At 64.1% G+C, this 22,745-nt stretch carries 16 protein-coding genes; 3 read left to right on the top strand and 13 right to left on the bottom strand.

Annotated elements, in window-relative coordinates:
• Positions 1-171: 171 nt before the first annotated feature.
• On the top strand, positions 172-1,041 hold the full coding sequence (dapA, locus tag GYB81_RS14920) for a 4-hydroxy-tetrahydrodipicolinate synthase (protein WP_161865235.1): 870 nt from the start codon (positions 172-174) through the stop codon (positions 1,039-1,041).
• On the opposite strand, the gene recJ is transcribed toward dapA, so the two are convergent.
• Positions 1,038-2,747 carry a single-stranded-DNA-specific exonuclease RecJ gene (recJ, locus tag GYB81_RS14915; RefSeq protein WP_161865236.1) on the bottom strand — a complete coding sequence of 570 codons (1,710 nt, stop codon included), beginning with the start codon at positions 2,745-2,747 and terminating at the stop codon, positions 1,038-1,040. The genes dapA and recJ overlap by 4 nt on opposite strands.
• Before the next feature lie 192 nt (positions 2,748-2,939).
• Complete coding sequence (locus tag GYB81_RS14910) at positions 2,940-3,479, bottom strand: YaeQ family protein (RefSeq protein WP_161865237.1); 540 nt, start codon at positions 3,477-3,479, stop codon at positions 2,940-2,942.
• A gap of 192 nt (positions 3,480-3,671) precedes the next feature.
• Here GYB81_RS14910 and GYB81_RS14905 point away from each other — a divergent pair, with 192 nt between their 5' ends.
• Entirely contained in the window at positions 3,672-5,426 is a 1,755-nt protein-coding gene (locus GYB81_RS14905) for a tetratricopeptide repeat protein (RefSeq protein WP_161865238.1), read from the top strand.
• Here GYB81_RS14905 and GYB81_RS14900 read toward each other — a convergent pair.
• The 9 genes from GYB81_RS14900 to bacA form a co-directional block, all read right to left on the bottom strand.
• Positions 5,423-8,134, bottom strand: coding sequence for a DEAD/DEAH box helicase (locus tag GYB81_RS14900; protein ID WP_233787590.1), 2,712 nt, complete (start codon positions 8,132-8,134; stop codon positions 5,423-5,425). The genes GYB81_RS14905 and GYB81_RS14900 overlap by 4 nt on opposite strands.
• Positions 8,134-8,823 (bottom strand): phospholipase D-like domain-containing protein, encoded by a 690-nt coding sequence (locus tag GYB81_RS14895; RefSeq protein WP_161865239.1) that lies wholly within the window; start codon positions 8,821-8,823, stop codon positions 8,134-8,136. The genes GYB81_RS14900 and GYB81_RS14895 overlap by 1 nt, the downstream gene beginning before the upstream one ends.
• Positions 8,824-8,836: 13 nt before the next feature.
• Positions 8,837-9,388, bottom strand: a complete 552-nt coding sequence (locus GYB81_RS14890) for a rhomboid family intramembrane serine protease (protein WP_161865240.1) — start codon at positions 9,386-9,388, stop codon at positions 8,837-8,839.
• Positions 9,385-14,625, bottom strand: coding sequence for a DNA repair ATPase (locus GYB81_RS14885; RefSeq protein ID WP_161865241.1), 5,241 nt, complete (start codon positions 14,623-14,625; stop codon positions 9,385-9,387). Before GYB81_RS14885 ends, GYB81_RS14890 begins: the two co-directional genes overlap by 4 nt.
• Before the next feature lie 143 nt (positions 14,626-14,768).
• Entirely contained in the window at positions 14,769-15,008 is a 240-nt protein-coding gene (locus tag GYB81_RS14880) for a hypothetical protein (RefSeq protein WP_161865242.1), read from the bottom strand.
• Between the two features lie 68 nt (positions 15,009-15,076).
• Positions 15,077-17,122 (bottom strand): flotillin family protein, encoded by a 2,046-nt coding sequence (locus GYB81_RS14875; protein WP_161865243.1) that lies wholly within the window; start codon positions 17,120-17,122, stop codon positions 15,077-15,079.
• Between the two features lie 78 nt (positions 17,123-17,200).
• The gene (locus GYB81_RS14870; RefSeq protein WP_161865244.1) at positions 17,201-17,842 is read right to left on the bottom strand and encodes an OB-fold-containig protein; all 642 of its coding nucleotides are present in this window, start codon (positions 17,840-17,842) and stop codon (positions 17,201-17,203) included.
• 50 nt (positions 17,843-17,892) lie between these two features.
• On the bottom strand, positions 17,893-18,588 hold the full coding sequence (locus GYB81_RS14865) for a PspA/IM30 family protein (RefSeq protein ID WP_161865245.1): 696 nt from the start codon (positions 18,586-18,588) through the stop codon (positions 17,893-17,895).
• A gap of 14 nt (positions 18,589-18,602) precedes the next feature.
• Positions 18,603-19,223, bottom strand: a complete 621-nt coding sequence (gene bacA / locus GYB81_RS14860; protein ID WP_161865246.1) for a biofilm formation regulator BacA — start codon at positions 19,221-19,223, stop codon at positions 18,603-18,605.
• Between the two features lie 292 nt (positions 19,224-19,515).
• Here bacA and GYB81_RS14855 point away from each other — a divergent pair, with 292 nt between their 5' ends.
• The gene (locus tag GYB81_RS14855) at positions 19,516-19,767 is read left to right on the top strand and encodes a hypothetical protein (protein WP_161865247.1); all 252 of its coding nucleotides are present in this window, start codon (positions 19,516-19,518) and stop codon (positions 19,765-19,767) included.
• Between the two features lie 46 nt (positions 19,768-19,813).
• Here GYB81_RS14855 and thrC read toward each other — a convergent pair whose 3' ends face one another.
• Both thrC and GYB81_RS14845 read right to left on the bottom strand, forming a co-directional pair.
• The gene (gene thrC, locus GYB81_RS14850; RefSeq protein WP_161865248.1) at positions 19,814-21,223 is read right to left on the bottom strand and encodes a threonine synthase; all 1,410 of its coding nucleotides are present in this window, start codon (positions 21,221-21,223) and stop codon (positions 19,814-19,816) included.
• A 92-nt stretch (positions 21,224-21,315) separates the two neighbouring features.
• Entirely contained in the window at positions 21,316-22,620 is a 1,305-nt protein-coding gene (locus GYB81_RS14845; protein ID WP_161865249.1) for a homoserine dehydrogenase, read from the bottom strand.
• Positions 22,621-22,745: the final 125 nt, after the last annotated feature.

The following is a 22,745-nucleotide window of genomic DNA, read 5'->3' as shown; positions in this document are numbered from 1 at the left end:
GCGCGTGCGTCGTCGTTGCCAAGAAATCCAAGAAACAGTCGCTCATTTGACCGGGGCGTGCTGTCCCGTCAGATGGGCTGACAGGACAAGCGCCAGGTTCAATCCCCTTCCCGCTCGTATCCCGCACCCTCCCCGACGGCGACCAGACGGTCAGTCGCAAGGAGTTTTCGCATGTCCGCTTTTCAGGGTATCTGGGTGGCGCTGGTCAACCCATTTCGCAACGGCGAGATCGATTTCGCCAGCCTCGACCGCCTGACAGTCAGGCTGCTGGGGGACGGTGTCGCGGGTTTGGTGGTCTGCGGCACCACCGGCGAAGCCGCCGCGCTGAGCCAGGCCGAGCAGTTGGCGGTGCTGGATGCCGTGCTCCAGCGCGTCCCCGCAGACCGCGTCATCATGGGCCTGGCCGGTAACCAGCTAAATGCGCTGCTCGACCTGCAACGGGAAATCCAGCGCCGCACGCTGGCCGGCCTGCTGGTACCGGCGCCCTACTACATTCGCCCGTCGCAAGCGGGGCTGGAGCACTTCTTCAGTACACTGGCCGACGCCGCCGAGGCACCGCTGGTGCTCTACGACATCCCCTACCGCACAGGGGTGCGCATCGAGCGCGAAACCCTGCGACGCATCGTCCGCCATCCCAATATCCAGGCCATCAAGGACTGCGCGGGCGATGCCGAAACCACCATGACGCTGATCGCCGATGGCCAGGTACAGGTGCTGGCCGGCGAGGACACGCAGATCTTCAATACCCTGTGCCTGGGTGGCGCAGGTGCCATCTCGGCGTCAGCGCATATTCGCGCCGATCTTTACGTGGAGATGCAGCGACGTGTGGAGCAAGGCGATCTACAGGGTGCTCGGCAGTTGCACTATCGCCTCTTGCCCTGGATGCAGGCGGCTTTCGCCGAAGCCAACCCTTCGGCGATCAAGGCGGCGCTGGCGATGCAGGGGCTGATCGATGATGAAGCGCCGCGGGCACCATTGCTGCCCTGCACCGCCGAGACGCGTCAGCGCATGCAGGAGGTATTGGCCCACATCGCGAGTTAGCGCGGGGCGATATGCGCCACCATCAACTGCACGCTCTCGTTGCCGCGGAACTCGTTGAGATCGAGCTTGTAGGCCACTTCGGCCCAACGCAGCGTCGGGTTGGGCCAGACCTCGCGGTCGATGTTGAAGGCGATGCCGTCGAGCTGCACGCTGCCGCATTCGGTCTTGAGCACCAGCTTCAGGTGCCGCTCGCCGACGATGCGCTGGCCCACGATCTGGAACACGCCATGGAACAGCGGCTCGGGGAAATGCTGGCCCCAGGGCCCGGCGTTGCGCAGGGCGCGAGCCAGTTCCAGGTGGAATTCGGTGGCGTCGAGCTGGCCGTCGGACAGCAGGCGGCCGGTCAAATCGTCCTCGCACAACTGACGGCGCACCTCGGCGTCGAAGGCAGCCGCGAAGGCGCCGAAGTTTTCCTGCGGCAACGACAGGCCGGCAGCCATGGCGTGCCCGCCGAACTTGCTGATCAGCCCCGGATGGCGCGCCGCTACGGCGTCCAGCGCATCGCGGATATGCAGCCCCGGCACCGAGCGTGCCGAGCCCTTGAGCATGCCCTCACCGGCATCGGCAAAGGCGATGGCCGGGCGGTGATAGCGTTCCTTCAGGCGCGAGGCGAGGATGCCGATCACCCCTTGGTGCCAGTCCGGTTCGAACAGGCACAGGCCGAACGGCATGTCCTGCAGCGGCAGGTCCTTGAGCTGGGCCAGCGCCTCGCGCTGCATGCCCTGTTCGATGGCCTTGCGGTCCTGGTTGAGCTGATCGAGCTGCACCGCCATGTCGCGGGCCAGCGCTTCGTCGTCGCAGAGCAGACATTCGATGCCCAGGCTCATGTCGTCCAGACGCCCGGCCGCATTCAGTCGCGGGCCGAGGATGAAACCGAGATCGGTGGAAGTGATGCGCCGGTGGTCGCGCCCGGCCACTTCGAGTATCGCGCGCAGCCCGGGCCGCGCGCGCCCGGCACGAATGCGCGCCAGGCCCTGGTGCACCAGGATGCGGTTGTTGGCATCCAGCGGCACCACGTCGGCGACGCTGCCGAGGGCCACCAGATCGAGCAGCTCGCCCAGGTTCGGCTCCGCACGGCTGGCGAACCAGCCCAGCTCGCGCAGGCGCGCACGCAGCGCCAGCAGCACGTAGAACATAACCCCGACACCGGCCATGGCCTTGCTCGGGAACTCGCAGCCCGGCTGGTTGGGGTTGACGATGGCATCGGCCGCGGGCAATTCCGGCCCTGGCAGGTGATGGTCGGTGACCAGCACCTTGAGCCCCGCCGCCTTGGCAGCAGCCACGCCGTCGACGCTGGAGATGCCGTTGTCCACAGTCAGCAGCAGGTCGGGCTGACGCTCCAGCGCCACGGCGACGATTTCCGGCGTCAGGCCATAGCCGTACTCGAAGCGGTTCGGCACCAGATAATCCACATGCGCAGCGCCGAGCAGACGCAGGCCGAGCACGCCGACCGAGCTGGCGGTGGCGCCATCGGCATCGAAGTCGCCAACGATAAGGATGCGCTGACGCTGCGCCAGCGCCTCGACCAGCAGCTCGACAGCTGCGTCGATGCCCTTCAGTTGCCGGTACGGAATCAGCCGCGCCAGCCCCTTGTCCAGCTCCTCGGCGGACTGCACGCCACGGGCAGCGTAGAGACGGGTGAGCAACGGCGGCAGGTTGCCCAGGTCGGGCAGTTGCGCGGGTAAGGGACGGGATTCGATACGCATGTTCGGTCTATTTCAATTGGGACGGTTTTTCTCCCCTCTCCCGCTTGCGGGAGAGGGGCCGGGGGAGAGGGTCAATCCAGCAACACCGAGCCACCGAAGTCCCCCTCTCCCTAGCCCTCTCCCCGAGGGGAGAGGGAACTGCGATCCAAGGCGTGCAAAACCATTTTTCCGGATTGCATCCGGGCTACGGCTTCACCGCTCGCCGGCCAGCCACTCCAGCGGAATCTCGTGCTGGCCGCGCTCGTCGGTGACGAACAGTTCGCCATCGCTGATCATCACGCTCCAGGACAGCGAACGCGGGAGGTCCTGTGCGAGGTCGGCCAGTGCCTCCTGGCCCAGGGCGACCACGTTGATGTTCTTCAGGCTGCGCACCGGGTCGAGGCACTTGCCCTGCCACACGCGCAGATTGCCGTAGGCCACCAGGCTGAACTTCTCGGTACGCCGCGAGCACCAGGTGATGCGCTCGCTGTCCGGTTGCCCGACCTCGATCCAGTGCAGCACGCGATCGTCCAGACTCTTTTCCCACAACGCAGGCTCATCGACATCCGACAGTCCGCGACCGAACGCCAGTTGCTCGTGATAGAACAACGCGTAGGCGATCAACCGCGCGGCCAGGCGCTCTTCGGTCTCCGAGGGATGGCGGGCAACGGTGAAGCGCAGGTTCTCGTAGACGCTGCGATCCATGTCGGTGAGGTTCAGTTCGATCTTGTAGGTGGTCGATGGCAGGGCCATGGCGGGCTTCTTGACTGGTCGGGAAGGCGGCAAGTCTACCGCGAATCAACATCGCCATGCCGATGCAGCAATGAACGGGTTGGCAATTGCCCCGATACGCGGTTGTCAGCATGGCAGTGGATCCGTATAACCCCGACGCAAAGCTCATCCTGGACGGATGGTGCCAGCGGGCGAATCAAACAAGGAGGTGTCGTGGAAGCTTTTATCATTCTGGTGCTATTGGTTCTCATCGCGTTCAGACTCGCCGAGTCGTTCAGCAAAGAAGACGAAGAGGTGCACCTGGATTTCTCGGGTCACTCGGCCCGCATCACCCCCACAGACGCCGCAAAGATCAATCGCATCAGCATCCTGAGTCTCAGCGCACCGGAGCTGGCCTTGCAGGTCGCCTCGCGCCTGTGGGGAGATGCCTGGCAAATCGCTCACGTGTCTCTGTGCAGCGTACTGCTGAAACTGGGCAGGGAAGAGGAAGCGCTCAAACTGCTCTCGAGCCTCGAGGCCCCCTATGCCCAAAAGGCACTGGAAGAGATGCTGCAGCACCTGATCGACGAAGGCCAGGTCGACAAGGCTATCGAGATGAAAACTCGCCTGCCTGCACAACGCCTCAGCCTGCCGCTGCTGGATGCAGAATTGCTGCTGGCCGAGGGTAAAGCGGACGAAGCACGCAGCGTGCTGGCTGCCCTGGCGCAGAGCGATCACCTCGACGCCAGCCAGCTAATCGATCTCGCTCGCCTGCAGCAGCGCTGCGAGATGCCCGACGCGGCTCAGGCAAGTCTTGCCAGGGCCGAAGTCGTATTGAATGCCGAAGAACAGAGCTCGATTATCCAATGGCGGCCCTTCATGCAGGCGCTGGCCGAGTTTCAGCGCTATGGGCAACTGCTTCAACTCGCCGAACGAAGCGAGGAGGACAAGCGCTTCATCGCCCAGCTGTTGCTGGATCAGGGGCAGTACGAGCACTGTCTGGCCCTGCTTGGTTCGCTCGACTCGTCGGCCGCCTACCTGCTGGATTACGAAAAGCTGCTCGACCAGTTGCTGCAGGACCAGCGCCATGACCTGGCACAAGAGCTGCTGGCCAACGCGACCGGAAGCACCCATTCGATTCTGCTGGAGCACTACCTGGACTGGCACGCCCGGCGAGGCGACACCCAACAGGCGCAGAAACTGCTGGACAAGGAAACACCGCGTCTGGAACCCGCCACGCTCAACTGGCTTCTGCTCAACCTGGCGCAACGCCACTTCCAAAGCCAGCCGTATTGGACCGCAGACCTGCTACGCCAGTCCGATCGCCTGGTGAGCAGCCGCAAGGGACAGCCTGAGTGGCCATTCATGCGCCTGCTGCACCTGCAACACCTGCTCAAGGAACAGACCGGACGCTCCCTGAGCCAGCGCGATAGCTGGACGGTCCGCAACCACCTGGAAGAGATCGCCAAGCTGCACGCCCAACTCGAGTTCGACGACGCCCTGTCCGAGCGAATTCATCATTGTGAGCTGCTGCAGGCACTGGGTGAGTCGGAGCAGGCTCGGACGCTGGCGCAAGAGATCGAGCGACAACTGCGCGATGCGCAGTTCCCGGAAGAGGACGATCAGGGCTTCTACTGCGATGAGTTCGTCACCGTCATGATCAGACTCGGCGCGCTGGACACTGCCAGGAAACTGCTCGAGGAAGGCCTGGCCAGCGACTGGCAGGAAGAGCCGTTGCTACAGGCCCATGTCGAAGCAGACCGACTGGAAGAAGCCGTGGAGCTGATCAGCTTCAAAACGCTCATCGGGCATGCTGACGCCCCTATAAACGCGCTACACCAACGTATCCTGTCCCTCGCCGAGCAGGACAAACAACGCAGCCAACGGCTGCAGCAGCGCCTGCTCGAGCGCCTGGATGACGACAAGACCTGGAAAACCTGGGGCTTGATCAGCCAGGGCCAGCGCAACGAGACCCTGTGCGCTATCTAAAGCCGCGCCAGTATCGCCTCCAACGCCTGCTGCGGGGCCTCGCGCCAGAGGCCGTAGCTCAGCGGCAGGGTTTCCAGACCGGCGCGCGTCAGCACCAGATAGCGCTCCAGCTCGAGGAAGCCCTCGCCCTCCCCCGGAAAGCCGATCAGGTCGATGGCCAGGCATTTGTCGCCACGGCGGCAGAACAGGTCCAGTACCTGGCCAGCCAGCGGATAGTGGTTCCAGACGCTGACGCCGCGGGCCTGCAGCGCTTCGCATAGCGTCTGCCGCGCCGCGTCGGTGGCACCGGGTTGCCAGATCGCACCGGGCTTCTCGAGGTACTCCAGATAACGACGTAGCAGGTGCGTGGCCGGCAGGTGGCGCTCGTCGCCACTGAACAGCAACACCTGGCGCTCGCGGGCGCGGGTGATGGCGACGTTGAACAGGTCGGCGCGATTCAGATAGGCCGCAGCCTGGCTCGACTCGCTATCGATGGCGAAGCTGAGGATCATCAGGTCGCGCTCCTCGCCCTGGAATCCATAGGGCGTATCCACCAGCAGGCGGAACTCGCGCAATTGCTCCAGCGGCAGGGTTTCGCCGATGCGCGCGCGGATGCGTTCGACCTGATCGCGAAACGGTGACAGCACGCCGATGCTGGGTTTCAGCGGGCTGCCTAGGTACTCGGCCAGATGCGCCGTGATCAGTGCCAGCACCCGCTCCACTTCCGCCTCGTTGACACCATTGCGCCCACGCCGACCCTCGATGCGCAGCAACTGCAGGCTGTCGCAGGCATCGAAGCCAGGGCGCTCCTTCATCACTCGCAGACGCCGGTCGTAGAACAATTCGTTGCTGAAACGGATCAGCGCCGGGCGGCTGCGAAAGTGTTCGTCGAGAAACACCACGGCGTCCTGGCTGGCCAGTTGCAGGCCGACCAGGTCCAGCACGCTATTGTCTCGGTAGCTCCAGGCCTCTCGCTCTTCGGCCTGCAGACCGGCACGCTGCAGCAGTTGCGTTTCGCGTACACGGGAAAGAAAGGAAATGTGCCGCAGCTGACGCGCGTCGCCGGTGACCACGGCGCGTTTGCAGCGCTGGAAGGCCGGCAGCGCCGAGGCGATGTCGCACTGGGTCGCCTCGTCCATCACCATTACGTCGAACAGTTCCGGGCGCAGCGGCAACAGCCGGTGCAGCTCGTCCAGCGTCACCACCCAGATCGGGAAGGCGGCCAGCAGGCGCGCCGGGTCGATATCCTCGAACAAGGCCAACTGGCGCTGCGAGTTGCGCGCGCGAATGGCCTGGTTGTAGCGCACGAACAGCCCACGGTCGGTCATCAACAGACGTTTGAGCGCCAGGCTGCGATGGCTGTTGAGGTGTTCGCGACTGAGCAACTGCCGGCGCCGCTGGCCATCGCGCAGCTCGTCCAGCAACGCCCAGGGGCGTACGCTGGCACCAACCCGTTTGCGCACCCAGGGCACCTGCAGCCAGCGCTGCCAGAAGGCCAGGCTGCCGCGTTCGGCGCGCAACAAGAGACGGCTCCAGCGCACGGCCTGCTCGCAGCGCTTGCGGAAGTCCGCCGAGAGGCGCCGCTCGGCCTGGGTCAGCACCTCCAGCTCGCTGCGCTGACGCGCCTCGAGCTGCTCGGAGACCTCCGGAATCTCGCCCTGCAGCATGCGCTGCAGACGCTCGCGCAGGGCCTGGCGCAGGCTCTGGCCATCGCCTTCGAGCACGCCGTCACGCAGGCCGAAATCCTCGCGCAGTTTGTGCGCGATGACCCGCACCGCCTGTACGCTGCGGCTGACCAGCAGCACGCTCTCGCCCTGCAGGTAGCGATCCAGCGCCAGGGCCGCCAGGCTGTAGCTCTTGCCGGTACCGGGCGGGCCGGAAACCTGGCTCAGCGGATAGCGCGCGGCATTGGCCAACGCCCGGCATTGGGCCGCGCTGAGTTGCGCCGGCAGGCGCTGCGGCGCGCTGATCGAGCCCGTGGACTGCAAGGCAGGCACTTCACCGAGCAGCTGCAACAAGGCCGGCGAAAGCTGCTCGGCCTCCTGCAGCAGCTGCAGCTCATGGGCGATACCGCGACTGCCGCTGCCGCGCGGCACCAGGGCGACGAAGGCACCGGACTGCAGCGACAGGCTGCGGCGACGCTGAGCCTTGGCCAAGGTATCGGCCTCTGCCAACAGCGGGAAGCCTGCGGCTTCGCTGACCTCGCCCACCTGCGTATTGCGCTCTACCCAGGCCAGCAGCTGCCCCAGCGAGGCAGCGTCCAGTATGCCGGCCGGCAGCGGCAGATCATCGAGGCTATCGTTGCCGCTCTCATCGAACAGACGGCGCAGCAGCCGCCAGTTGCCATGGGCGCGCTGCACGTCGATGGCGAGCATCTGGCTCTGCCCGTCGGCCGTCGCCTGCAGACTGGCCTCGTAATAGAACAACGGGCCGCAGATCGCCTGCGCAGCACCGCTTTCCACTTGCAGCCGGCCACAGATCGGCAGCACGCCGTAGACCAGTTGCAGTTCGCGTTGATAGAGCGCCTGCGCCTCGGCCAGGTTGCGGCCCAGCTCGGCCGCCAATGGCAGCAGCGGCATGCCGCCGCTGGCCAGCTCCTCGCGCCCATCGAGCCAGGCCCAGCGATTGGCGGGCAGCTTGCTCAGGTTGTCCAGATCCAGATCGCGGCTGTCGGCCAGGTAGCAACTGCGATAGAAGCCGAGCAGCTGGCGCGCGTGAGGGTGCTCCATCAGTTGCCTGCGTAGCGCGCCCAGAGCGCGTCGAATTCACGGGAATAAGCCGCGACCAGCTGCGGATGGTCGATTACCAGCAGGTTTTCCTCGTTGCTGGTGGTGGCACTGCGCGTCCAGTTGAAGCTGCCGTTGAGCAGCAGGCGCCCGTCGAACAGGGCGAACTTGTGGTGCATGTGGAAGGGGCCGGCGTCGATGCGCAGCGGCACGCCCTTGTCGCGCAGCCACTGAATGTCGCTGCCTTCGTCGAACTGCTTTTCATTGTCGCTGATCACCCGCACGGCGATACCACGCTGATGACAGGCGAGCACTTCCTCGCTGAGTTGATCGTCGGAGATGGTGTAGACGCAGATATCCACGCTGCTGCGCGCCTGGCGGCACAGCTCGCGAATCTTGCGCCGGCAGCTCTCGCCCGGACTGAAGTGGGCGCTGGCATGTTCCACGCGCGGCGCGCTGCCGGCGCTGTCGAGGGTCTTGATCACCTGCTCCAGCCACTTCAGCACCGGTTCGACGTTGGCCGGCTCGCGCATCAGCTCACGGGCCAGGGCGAAGGCGCGGTTGCGCATGAAACGCACCTGGTCAGTGCTCAGCTCGCTGCCCAGCTGGCGCAGCTCGTCGCGTTCCTCGTTGCTCAGACGCAGGTCGGCCAGGCTGTCGCGCAGTTGCTGATCGAGGCGGTTGAAATCCATTAAAAGTCCCTTTTCATCGTTGAATGCGGCGACGAGTCAGCGCGGCGTACAGCACACCGCAGAAAGCTCCCGCCAAGTGGTATTCGAAGGAAACGCCGGCACGCGGCAGCAGGCCGAAGAACCAGCCGCCGTAGAGGAAGAACACCAGCACCGCCAGCAACAGGTCGAGCAGGCTGCGCTCGAACCAGGCCCGCGCCAGCAACAGCCCCCAGAAGCCGAACAGCCAGCCGCTGGCGCCGACATGCAGGCCGGTACGACCTAACAGCCAGACCAGCGTCCCGCTGCCAAGGATGATGAAGGCACTGGCGAAGAAGAAATCGCGGCGCGAGCGCAGCAGCACCAGAGAACCGAGCACCAGCAGGCCGCTGAGGTTGCCGAGCAGATGCGCCCAACTGCCGTGCAGCCAGGGCGCAAGGAAAATGCCCGGCAGTGCCTCGATATGCCGGGGCACCAGGCCCCAGAAATTCAAGGCGCCGCCGAGGGCGCCATTGACCAGTTGCACCAGCAGCATCGCGCCGCTGATCACGATCAGCGGGCGTAACTCGACCAGCCAGCCTCGCCTCACGGCGCCTCGTCGTCCGCGGCATCGCTGCGCTGCTCGTGGCCGAGCAGCGTGCCGAGATCACGCAGCTGGGTGGAGATTTCCAGCATGCGGTTGTGCGTGCGCAAATCGATGTCGATCTTCTTGTCCATCGCTCTGATCAGCGGCAGGAAGCTGTTTTCCAGGCTATCGGCCAGGCTTTCGAGCAATTTTTGCGTGCCCGGCTGTGGCGGCGCAACCACCTCCACCTGCGGGCGCAGCCTGCCCAGATTATCCAGCCCGGCCAGCAACTGCTCCCAGGGGATGCCCGGCGCCTCGCTGGCCGGCTTGCCGGCAGCGCCCAGGCCGCGCACGCTCTCGACCAGGTCGTTGAGCTGCGCCACCACGCGCCCACCAACATCCGTATCGCTACCGCCCATGGCCTTGTTGCGCATGAAATCGCGCTTGATCTGCGCCCAGCGCTCGGCCTGCTCGGGCGTCATGTTGCCGCGCAGCTCGGCGAGCTTGAGCAGGTTCTCCTCGGCGCCGGTGGTGAGCAGTTGCGACTCGCCCTGGTAGTGGTCGGCGATCAGTTGCAGCAGCTCGGCGTCGTTCATCACCGAGCTGATCTTCTCGGCCATCTTGTTCATGTTGCGGTAGCTGCCCTGCAGCTTGAACGGCGGCTCGGTGCGGTAGCTGTCGGCCTGGGCGGCGCTGACGATGTACTGCTGGTTGACCCGGCCGACCACATCGCGCACCTGCATCAGGCGCTGCAGGGTGGCGGTGATCTCGTTGATCTCGGCGGCGCTGTAGGTGTGGCTCAGCTCGTTGGCGGAGAACGGCTTGCCCTCGGCCTTGGCGACGAAGCGGTAGACGTCGGCCATGTCACGGGTGGCCAGCGGCGCCAGCACCGGGTTGGAAGTCAGGCTGTTTTCGATGTAGGACAGCGCGAAGGCTTCCTGCATGCCGCCCAGAGTGTCGCCGAGGTTGTAGATGTCGGCGCGGTTGGCGAGCATGTCGGGAATCTTGAACACGTCGCCGGACTCGGTGTACGGGTTGCCGCTCATCACCACGCAGAACTTCTTGCCGCGCATGTCGTAGGTCTTGGTCTTGCCCTTCCACACGCCTTCGATGCGCCGCGTGCCGTCGCACAGCGAGATGAACTTCTGCAGGAACTCGGGGTGCGTGTGCTGGATGTCGTCGACGTAGAGCATCACGTTGTTGCCCATCTCCAGCGCCAGGTTGAGCTTTTCCAGCTCCTGACGCGAGGTGGCGTCCGGCGCCTGCGCAGGATCCACCGAACGCACTTCGTGACCGAGCGCCGGGCCGTTGACCTTCATGAAGATCAGGCCGAGGCGATGGGCCACGTATTCCATCAGCGTGGTCTTGCCGTAGCCGGGCGGCGAGATGAGCATCAACAGGCCCATCAGGTCGGTGCGCTTGTTCTCGCCGGCGGTGCCCATCTGCTTGGCCAGGTTGTCGCCGATGAAGCCCAGGTACACGTCGTTGATCAGCTTGTTGCGCACGAAGGACGACAGCGGACGCGGTTTGAATTCGCTCAGGCGCAGCGCGTCGCGCTCGCGGTTGATGACTTCCTGGCGCAGCGCCTGGTAGCGCTGCAGCTGCGGCACGAAATGATTCAGGTGTTGCTGCAGGCGCGCGAAATAATCGTCGATGGCCAGCAGCAGCGTACCGTTCGGCACACGCGGATGATCGCCAAGCAGGCCGCTGACAGTGAAACGCAGATCGACCTCGGTGAAACGCCGCGGAAATTCGTCATCCAGCAGGCTGACGGCGATCGCCTCGGGCACGTAGTCGGCCAGCTCATTCATGGCCGCGTCCTGCGCGCACAGGCCGTCGAACCAGGTCTGCGCCAGCGACCAGCGCTGCACCGGGCGGCCACGCAGGTTGTCCAGCGCGGCGCGGTAGTCGTCCCACACATGGCTGGCCTGCATGCGCTGCTGCAGGGTGTCGAGCAGTTGCCGGGCGTACTTGCTGAAGCTGAATTCGACCGGCTTGGCCGCCAGCTCCTCCACCAGATAGGCGGCCGCCGCCTGACGCTGCGCGGCGTCCACCGGCAACGGATGCTGAGCGAGGAAGCGCTGCATGGCCGCGTCGATCTCGTCGCGCAGGCGCTGCACGCCGTTCTCGCTGCCGAACAGCTGACGCAGGTGCAGGCTGCTGCGCGCGCGCTCGGGCCACAGCTCGGCCTCGATGTCCTGCCCCCAGCGGTTCCAGAACAGCGCGGCGAAACCGCGCGCGGCCGGCGCGTAGCGCAGCAGCCCGGCGCTTTCGCGCAGCGGCAGCAGTTGAGTGAGGATCAGCGCCGCGTCGTGGTCGTGGATGCCCTTTTCAAAGCCATCCTTGTAGCGCGGCGCGGCGAAGTCGCGAATCAAACGAGTCAGGGTTTCCGGCTGCGCCAGGTGGGTCTTGAGCAGATCGAGGGTGAGGCCTTCACGGCCGGCCACGGCGGCGTCGAGCACCAGGCCGGCGAGGTATTCGGCGCGGTACAGCGAGGGCGATTCGGACTCCAGCGACACCTGCCAGTAATCACGCAGGCTTTCCAGCGTTTCATCGTGCAGCGGTTCGAGGAAATCGGTGCCCGTCAGGTGCAGGTAAAGCTGATCACCGCGCGGCATCAGGGTCAGGTCGAGTTCCTGGGTGTTGACGCTGAAGCGGTGACGCGGGCCGAGCTTGATGACGTTGCCGCCCTCCTCGAACAGCTCGCTCTTGTCGCGCAGGGCACGCACCGCCTGGTCGCGGGCGGCCTTGAGGCGCGCCTCGACGTCGTCGGCCTTGACGCTGTCTTTCAGTTCGCGCAGGCGCTCGGCCATCTCGCGCAACTTGAGAATCAGCGGGTCGGCGGCGAAGAAGGCGTTGAGCTCCTCCATCTGGGTCAGCCGCGCGGTGCGCCGGCCCAGGCTGTCGAGGATGCGCTGAGCGGCGTCGAGCACACCCTGGGCGCGTCGCTGGCGGTCGTCGAGCAGGCTCTGCTTGTGCGACTCGAAGGTTTCCAGCAGTTCTTCACGCTTGCCGAGAATGTCGCTGAGGAATTCCTCATGATCGCCGAACTGGCTTTCCAGTTCTTCGAGCTGCACCAGCAGACGCGACAGCTGCTCGTCGCACTTCTCCGGGTCCTGGGCCAGCGCCAGGGCGTTGGTGATGCCCTGACTGAACAGTTTGAACTGGGCGCCGAACTGCGCCACGGTCTCGGCCGAGCCCAGGCCCTTGCGCCGCTGCTCGGCACGCGCCTTGGCCTGGTTGAGATGGGCGTAGACCTCGGAAATCGACTCGACGATGGCGGTGCGCTGGGTGGCGTCGTCGATCTTGAGCCCGGCCATAAGGCTCGACAGCATGTCCAGGTTGCCGGCCATGGCCTGCATCTCGGCCAGCGGCTCATTCAGCTGGGTGACGCTCTCGGCCTTCTGCGCCAGGCCATCCAGTTCGCCCAGGCGCTGCACGTAGGGTTGCAGCGCGGCGTCACTGGCAAGGAAGGCGGAGGTGGCCGTGGCCACGCGCTCCTGCGCCTCGAGCAGTTCGGCTTCCATGGCGTCGATGCGCGCCACGTCGATGTAGCGGTAGTCGCGGATGGTCAGCAACTGGCCGCGCTGCGCGGTGATGGCGCCCAGCGCCTCGACGAAGTGCTGCACCTCGTCAAAGCTGTCGACCAGCAGGCCGGAGAGCAGACTCTTCTGCCGGGTTTCGGCCTCGGCCATGGCGCGCGCCGATTGTTGGCGGATGCTCTCGACCTTCTCGAATTCGTCAAGCACCAGCTCGCCAGTGGCGGCGATCTCACGCAACAGCGGCGCCAGCTCGGCGCACTGGTCGTCGCCCAGCCAGTGGTAGACGTCGAACAGGCGGCGGGTGTTCTGGCATAGCTGGGTGTAGCGCGCCACCGACACTTCGCGGCTGTCGATCTCACGGCTGAGGTTGAGCAGGTCTGACACACCGCGCACCAGTTCGGCATTGCCGATACGCCCGAAGAAGCCGCTGCGCGCCGGCTGACGAGCGGCGTAATCGTCGCTCTCGAACGGCGTCTGCCAGATCTGCATCGGATGGATGCGGGTCGGCTCGCTGCCCTCGGCGGCGAAGATCACCATGCGCCCGTCTTCCAGACGCGCGTAACCGTGGCCGAAGATCGGGTTGTGCAGCTGGCGGTTGATCATGTTGTAGGTGAACAGCGCCGAGCGACCTTCTTCCGGGTGGTAGAAGATGTACTGCACGTCCTCGCCGTTGGGCGAGCGCACCGAACGCTTGAAACGCATGCCGCCCATGGGCTGTTCGAAGGTCTTGTATTGCCCGCTCTGCAGGTAATAACCGCCAGGGAAGATGATGCCGTGGTCTTCCGGCAGCTGTACGCAGGCCAGGCCGATGGCGTCGATGCGCTCGACCTGGTTGGTCAGGCTGTTGAACACCAGGTAGCGCCACTGCTCCTCGCGGTACGGCAGTATCTTCAGCAGGATCAGGCTGCCCAGGCGGGCGTATTCGATCTGCGCGTCATCCAGCGACTGGGTCTTGTCCACCACCGCTTCGCGGTAGATGCCCTGACCGTCCTGGGTGTTGTTCTCGACCTTGATGGTGAGGTCGCCACCGATGGTTTCGACGAACACCGTGTCGAGGATATTCATGTGCGGGTGGCGGCCGGTGACCACCATTTCACGCGAGGTCTTCTGCCACTCGAAGTCGAACGGCGCCGGCAGCGCGATATCGCGCTCGCCACGGTTGTCGATGTAGCGGACGTCCTTGCCGTCCGTGGAGATCGACCAGCGGAACACGCGGATGTCGCTGACCCGCTCGCCAATCTGGAAACTCGCCAGCAGCTTGCCATCGCGGATGGCCAGCTGCAGCAGGCGGGTGTTCTTGTAGTAGGTGTACAGCTCGTTGAAGTCGGCGACGAAACTGGCCTGGGCAAGAAAGCTGCCCTCCAGCGGCACCGGCTCGGCGTCATAGCCTTCAGGCCCCTCGACCAGGCGGTAGAGGGAGAACACATCGGCGACGCTGGTTTCCTTCTTCAGGCCGATGAACACGTTGTAGCCGAACAGCAGGCATTCACCGACCTGGACGATATCGCGGGCGATGCAGTTGTTCTCGGTGCGGATGCGCACCCGACCGATGGCTTCCATATGGCTGCTGCCAAACTCGGCCAGACGCTGGCCGTTGAGCGCTTCGGTCAGCCCGCGCAGGCGCTGGCCCTGCTCCTGCAGGCGCTTGTGCAGCACCTCGTAGGCGCCGCCTTCGGCGACGGCCTTGTCCAATACGTCCTGTGTTTGTGCGTCCGACATCGTGTTCTTCCTGGATAGGCGGCCTTCAGCCCCCGCGCCTGTTCAGCCAGGCAAGGGGACTGGGAATGCGGGTGGCGCTTGCGCGGCGAAGATCGGGCCGCGGCAATCTGGTGTGCGGCGGATGGGCGACCCCACCCGGCAAGTCAGGCGCCGATCTTCTTCTCGACGATGGCGATCTTGTCGCGCAGCGCCGCGTCGATCTCTTCGGGGCGAACCTGGGCAATGATCTTGCGCAGCACCCGTACTTCGTTGTCGTCGATCACGCCGTCGCGCTCGGCGATCTCCAGCAGGCTCTTGAGCTCCTGCGCATCCAGACGACCATCGTTGCTGAAGCACTGGATCGAGCGGAAGGTCATCTCCAGATAGTCTCTTGACTCTGCCATCGCATATTCCCCGGTTGATCGAAAGGTAGACAGCGTGGGCGGCACTTCAGCCGCCCATGATTAAGGCCTCAGGCCTGCTCCGGGCCTGCGCTCGGCGCGTTCACCGGCGCGGCAGCGGCGGCCTTGCCGTTCAGCAGACGCGACAGCACGTCCTGCACCACCGGGCTCTTGCCGACAACGCCTTCGATGGCCTTGCCCACCGACAGCGACTTGGCGAAGGAGTTGAAGAAGTCGCCCTCGCCACCGACGATCTCGATCTTCGCCTTGGCCAGCGCGGTAGCCAGCACCTCGGCCTGATCCTTGGCGATATCCTTGTTCGCAGCGATGGCGGCCATGGCCTCCTCGAAGCTCTTTTCCAGCTGCATGCGGAACTCTTCGTGGGCGCGCGCGTTGTCGCTGAGCGAATCCAGCGCACCGAACTTCTTGCCCAGACCTTCCGCTTCGGCGTTCAGACGCTCCAGCAGCACCTGTGCTTCGGCCATACCCAGGTCCTGGGTCGCCTTGGCCTTGGCGGTACCGAGTTGCTCTTCGCCGCGTGCCTGGGCGCCCAGCTTCTCTTCCAGCACCTTGGCGTCGGCCAGGCCGTCTTTTTCCTTGGCAGCGGCTTGCGCTTCGATGACACGCGCCTGCGCCAGACCTTTCTCCTGCTCGCCCTTGGCCTCGGCGATCAGACGCTCGGCCTGCACGCGAGCCTCGGCCAGGCCTTCCTTCTCCTTGGCCGCGGCGGTGACTTCACGCACACGCGCATCGGCCAGGCCAGGTGCAGCGCGCTCGGCTTCGATGCCTTCGGCCAGCTTCTTCTTGGCCTCGGCGCTCTTGGCAGCCGCTTCCAGCTCGGCCTGGGCCAGAGTGTTGATCTCCACGGCCTTGTGCTTGGAACGTGTCTCGTCGGCTTCGGCCTGCTTGACCTGGCGCACCAGCTCCTGCTCGGCTTCGGCCTGGGCATTGAGCACGGTGACCTGCTTGAGGCGCTCGGCCTCGGACACTTCACGCACTTCCTTGATGCGCTCTTCTTCCTGAGCGACGGTCTTCTCGACCGCCACCCGCTCGCGGATCACACCGGCGATGTTCTTGCGCTCTTCTTCCAGCGCCTTTTCCTTCTCGATGCGCTGCAGCTCGACTTCACGCTCGCGGGCAACGATTTCCAGTTGCTGGGCGCGCACGACCTTTTCCTTCTCGATCGTGACCGCACGCTCGCGGTTCTGCTCTGCCACTTCGACTTCGCGAGAGGCATTTTCCTCACGAATGTCGATCTGCTCCTGGGTCTGGATACGTGCCTGCTCGGCCTTCAGACGCTCTTCTTCCTTGACCTTCAGCGTCTCGGCCTGCTCACGAGCCTGGATGGTTTCGATCTCACGCTTCTGACGCGCCTCGGCATCGGCCTGCTGACGCTCCAGAGCCAGGGTCGCCTCGCGGGTTTCGACGTTCTTCTTCTTGATCGCCAGCTCTTCGTTGCGCTCCAGCTCGTTGGTGATGACGTTCTGCGCAGCGGTCAGCTCGGTGATCTTGCGGATACCTTCGGCATCGAGAATGTTGCTCGGGTCTAGCGAATGCTTGGCCGTCTGTTCCAGGTAGTCGATGGCCACGTCTTCCAGCACGTAGCCGTTGAGGTCGTTGCCGATCACCTCGACGATACGATCACGGAATTCCTGGCGATTCTCGAACAACTGGACGAAATCGAACTGCTTGCCGACGGTCTTCAGCGCTTCGGAGAACTTGGCATTGAACAGCTCGTTGACCGCCGCACGGTCGGAGGCGCGCTCTACGCCGATGGCCTTGGCCACCTTGAGCACGTCTTCCTGGGTCTCGTTGACGCGCAGGTAAAAGGCCACGGTGATGTCGGCACGCATGTTGTCGCGGCAGATCAGACCGTCCTTGGCGCGGCGGTCCACCTCCAGGGTGATCAGGGAGATCTTCATGAACTCCTTAAGGTGGATCACCGGGTACACCAGGGAGCCGGTGAAGTGCACCTTGGGCGTCGAGCTCATGTCGTTGACGATCAGCGCAGTGCCCTGCGGAACCTTGATATAGAAGGCCTTGAACAGGGCGATCAGGGCGATCACGAAAAGGACGACCAGCCCTGCCCCGACGATGAAGGGGATGAGGTTTTCCATTACAGCTTTACTCCTTTGCTAATTGTGCAGGCAGGTACGGCATACCCTGCCTGCCCTCTGTTACGTATGGGTGGTCGGCTAGACGCCACGAAACTCTTCTTCGGTGATGATGCGATAGGCGTGTTCGGCGGCCAGGTATTCCAGCAGCACGACACGGTCGCCGCGCTTGAAGCCCTGCGCCTCGTCGGCGCGCACCCGCAGGATGAGCCCGGCGCCACCATCTTCCAGCACCGCCTCGCCATGGTTGGCCGTGACGCGACCGCTGCGCACCACCGCCACCTGACCCAGCACCGATTTGCTGCTGACAGCCTCGACCTTGTGAAACAAGGGGCGTAGCGGCCGGCAGACTGCCGCGCACAAGGGTGCCGCCACGACGAATGCGCCAGCGATGACCACCAGCCCCAGCGGGTAGCGCAGAATGCCCAGCGGCAGATGGCGTAGCAGCCATAGTTCGACGAAGTAGCAGATGAACCAGCCGAAGAAGAACAGCAGCGTCAGCACCAGGGTGACCGGCACGCCGTCAAGCTTGAGCTTGTAGAGCAGACCGGCAAGACCCTCGGTCTGGCCGCTGCCCTCCATCATCGAGTCGGCCTCGAGATCGAGCAGGTCGACCTCGAGCAGGCCAGCGGCGACCACCAGCCAGTAGATGACCGCCACGCACAGCAGGAAGCTGTAGATGGCGGTGGGGAATGACAGCGCTGTCTGCAGGAAGAGTTCCATTTTTTCCTTTCCCTGGAGTAGGGAAACGGGGCGCGAACGCCCCGCATCGTTCAAGCCTTGGACTTGTCCTTCAGGCGCGCCAGCACGCTGTCGGCACTGGCGTTGTCGGCCTTGATGCCGGCGGCACGCAGCTTGGCTTCCAGCGAATCGTCCGGCGCGCTGGTGGCGGCCAGTTCGGCCGAGGCCTCCATCTTCGCCGCGCGCTCGGCCTGCTTCTGCTTGATGCGCTCGAGCGACTCGACCGCAGTCTGCAGCTTGGCCTGCGAACCACCATAACGCTGCGCCACGGCCATCTGCGCCTTCTGCACGCTTTCGGTGGCCTTGACCGTATCCACCTGCTGCTTGAGACGCTTGATATTGCCCTCGGCCTGGGTCACCGCCTTGCGCAGTTGCGCCACGCTGGCAGCGAAACCTTCGGCCTGTTCGCGCTCGCTGGCCTGTTCGATTTCCAGGTTGGCGATCTTCTCGGCCACTTCCTTGGCCAGGGTTTCATTGCCGGCTTCCAGCGCCTTGAGCGCGTACTGTTCGTACTCGGCGATGCTGGCCGCGCTCTTGTTCACCTTGTCGCTGGCGAGCTTGTGCTTGGCCATGATCTCGGCCAGCGCTTCCTTGGATTTGCGCAACTCGACATCGGCGTCGCGGATTTCCTGATCGAGGATGCGCAGCGCCTGGCTGTCGACCACCGCTTCGCCCATTTCATTGGCACCGCCACGCAGCGCCGTCAGCAGTTTGCTCCAGACATTCATCGCGTTTTCTCCTTTCAGGCGCCAGTCTTGAGGAAGCCTTCATAGGCTTCGGTGGCCTTGATCACGTTGTCCGCCAGCAGCTCGATCTCGAACACCACGTCCGACAGGCTGGAATAGGAACTCAGCGCACCGAACATGGTGTAGCAATCACGCCCGTCGACCATCTTCTCCAGGCCGATGGACGATAACGGGAACAGCTTGTGGGTGCGCAGCACCTCTTCATTGAAGGCCGCGGCATCACTCACGTCGCTGGCCGGCCAGAGCAGCGCCTCGACGATGATCTGCTCGCCGAATACGGCGATGAACAGCGGCAGGTCGCCGTATTCGCGCATGGTGATGTGCAGGCTGGCGTCAGCGCCTTGGATCAGCTCGATGCCGGCCTGACCGCTTTGGAACAGTTCCGTTGCCGCCAGAGCTTCGTGCAGCGCCTGAGCGGTCCAAACCTGAGGCATGTTCATACCCTCCTCCTTCTCCATCGAAGCCAGCAGCGACTGTGGCTGGCGCAGTTTGCGCTCGAACGCGACCAGAAGCGGCGCATGCTCGGGCAATATCCAGACTTCCTTTTTCACCAACCCCTGTTCGCGCAGGCGCTGACGATAAAGACGTTGGTAATGGGCTGATGATTTGCTGTCCATGAATCGCAGCCTAGACCCTTACATGTAAGTCGTAAAGTGATTACATGTAATAAATGTGATGCCGTTCGTCAGATCAGCGCGCAGGAGTCATCCTCGGCAGGAAACGCCGAAGACTGCACAGGAATGGGAAAGAAGAGAGGCAGGCACCCAGACTCATCCATGATTCGAGCAAAACGCTTCCATTCGCGAAGTGTCGAATTAAACCGCAGACGCTTGCGTTGCGCACGGGAAAAAGCGCTAACCGGGTCGCAGTTATGACCCAGAACCCGTCAACAGGGAGACAGCCAGCACCATGAATGAACTACCACCCGCGGTACGCCAGCTGGTGCATGCCGGCCAACGCCAGGCCGCCATCGACCTGCTGAGCGAGTACCTGGCAAACGACCAGCAAGAGGCCGAACGCCGCATCGACCAGTACCTGGAGAACGACCCGCCGGTGCATCTGCGCGGCGCCGGCGTCGTACGCGCCAGCCGCCTGAACGCGCTGATCTGGCTGACGCTGATCATTCTGATGGCGCTAGCCGGCCTGTTCTTCGCCCTGTAAACGAAACCGGCGCCACGAGGGCGCCGGTTTTATCAGAGCAAAAGCCTCAGAGCGGCTTGCCGCGATTGCCGTGAGCGGCAACGAACTGCTGCACCGCCTTCAGATCGTTGGCCAGCACCGTGCAACGCTCTTCACGCTGGAACAGGTCGGTCAGATGCGCGGGTAATGTCGCAACGGCGTCGATACCCGCCTTCTCCACCGCCTCGGGGAACTTGACCGGGTGCGCCGTGCCCAGCACAACCATGGGCGTGGCCAGGCTGCGACGGCATTCACGCGCGGCGCGTACGCCGATGGCCGTGTGCGGGTCAAGCAGCTCGCCACACTCCTTGTACACCTCGGTGATGGTCTCGCAGGTCTGCTCGTCGTTGACGGCCAGCGAGTCGAACAGTTTGCGCGCCTCGGTCCAGCGATCTTCCTCGACACTGAAACCACCGCCCTGCTTGAAGCTGTCCATCAGGCTGGCAATGGCCGCGCCATTACGGCCGTGCAGGTCGAACAGCAGGCGCTCGAAGTTGGACGACACCATGATGTCCATCGACGGCGACAGGGTCGGATGCAGGGTTTCCTTGACGTACTGATTGCCGCTCATGAAGCGGTGCAGGATGTCGTTACGGTTGGTGGCGACGATCAGCTGGCTGACCGGCAGGCCCATGTTGCGCGCCAGGTAGCCGGCAAAGATGTCGCCGAAGTTGCCGGTCGGCACCGAGAAAGCTACCGAGCGCGCCGGACCACCAAGCTGCAGCGCGGCGTGGAAGTAGTAGACGATCTGGGCCATGATCCGCGCCCAGTTGATCGAGTTGACCGCAACCAGACGGGTGCCCTTGAGGAAACCCTGGTCGGCGAAGCTGGCCTTGACCATCTCCTGGCAGTCGTCGAAGTTGCCTTCGATGGCGATGTTATGGATGTTGTCGCCGAGAATGGTGGTCATCTGCCGACGCTGCACCTCGGAGACACGGTTGTGCGGGTGCATGATGAAGATGTCGACGTTGTCGCAGGCCTTGCAGCCTTCGATGGCCGCCGAACCGGTATCCCCGGAGGTGGCGCCCATGATCACCACACGCTCGCCGCGCTTGGCCAGCACGTGATCGAGCAGGCGGCCAAGCAGCTGCAGGGCGAAGTCCTTGAACGCCAGGGTCGGGCCGTGGAACAACTCCAGCACCCATTCGTTGCCGTTGAGCTGACGCAGCGGCGCCACGGCGTTGTGCTCGAACACACCGTAGGTTTCTTCGAGGATCCTCTTGAAGTCGGCATCGGCGATGGAGCCGGCGACGAACGGACGCATCACGCGGAAGGCCAGCTCGTGGTAAGGCAACCCGGCCCAGGAAGCGATCTCCTCGACGGTAAAACGCGGCAGATTCTCCGGCACGTAGAGACCACCATCGCTGGCCAGACCAGCGAGCAGCACGTCTTCGAAGTTCAGGGCCGGCGCCTGGCCGCGGGTACTGATATAGCGCATTGTTCAAAACCTTCGGTTTTGGCTTCAGGCTCCAGGCCTCAGGCTCCAGGCAAGTTCGCCTGCGGCCTGCAGCCTGTAGCCTGCAGCCCGAGTTAATTGAGCTGTTCGACGCGCAGACGCATGACCGGCGAGGTCACGCCATCCAGCGCCTCCATGGCGGCGATGGCCTCGATGATACGCGCCTCGACCACACGATGGGTCACGAGAATCATCGGCACCAGGCCGTCCTGCTCCTCGGCTTCCTTCTGCATGATCGACTCGATGTTGATACCGCGCTCGGAGAGGATGCTCGCCACCTGCGCCAACACACCCGGATGATCCTTGGCCTGGATGCGCAGGTAATAGGCGCTCTCGCAAGCCTCGATGGGCAGGATCGGGTGATCGGACAGCGAATCCGGCTGGAAGGCCAGGTGCGGCACGCGGTTGGTCGGGTCGGTAGTCAGCGCACGGACCACGTCCACCAGGTCGGCCACCACTGCCGAAGCGGTAGGTTCCATCCCGGCACCGGCGCCGTAATACAGCGTGCTGCCAACCGCATCGCCATTGACCATCACCGCATTCATCACGCCGTTGACATTGGCGATCAGGCGGTCGGCCGGGATCAGCGTCGGATGCACGCGCAGCTCGATACCGGCATCGGTACGACGAGCCACGCCCAGGTGCTTGATGCGATAGCCCAACGCCTCGGCGTAGTTCACATCGGCCGTGGTCAGCTTGGTGATGCCTTCGGTGTAGGCCTTGTCGAACTGCAGCGGAATGCCGAAGGCGATGGACGCCAGGATAGTCAGCTTATGCGCGGCATCGATACCTTCGACATCGAAGGTCGGATCGGCTTCGGCGTAACCCAGCGCCTGCGCTTCCTTGAGTACATCTTCGAAGGCACGGCCCTTCTCGCGCATTTCGGTAAGAATGAAGTTGCCGGTGCCGTTGATGATGCCGGCCAGCCAGTTGATGCGGTTGGCAGACAGACCTTCGCGAATGGCCTTAATCACTGGAATACCGCCAGCGACGGCAGCTTCGAAAGCGACGATAACGCCCTTCTCGCGCGCCTTGGCGAAGATCTCGTTACCATGCACGGCGATCAGCGCCTTGTTCGCAGTGACTACATGCTTGCCGTTGTCGATGGCCTTGAGCACCAGTTCCTTGGCCAGGGTGTAGCCCCCGATCAGCTCGATGACGATATCGATCTCGGGGTTGTTGACCAGCTCGAACACGTCGCTGGTCATGGCAATGCCGGTGGTGTCGTACTGCGGCTTGGGCGAGCGAATGGCGATCTGGGCAATCTCGATGCCGCGACCAGCGCGCCGAGTAATCTCCTCGGCATTGCGCTTGAGTACATTCAACGTACCGCCACCGACGGTGCCCAACCCACAGATGCCCACTTTGACCGGCTTCACACTCAATTCCCCATCAGCACTGCACGAAACGGCCGGAGCATGCTCCGGCCGCAGATAAAGAGCCGCACCTTACGAAGCGGCTGTTTGTTAGTCAATCCACGGCTCACAGAACCTTTTCACGAGCT

The sequence above is a fragment of the Pseudomonas yangonensis genome (genome assembly GCF_009932725.1).
Lineage (GTDB): Bacteria > Pseudomonadota > Gammaproteobacteria > Pseudomonadales > Pseudomonadaceae > Aquipseudomonas > Aquipseudomonas yangonensis.
This window is presented reverse-complemented; position numbering and strand designations above follow the sequence as displayed.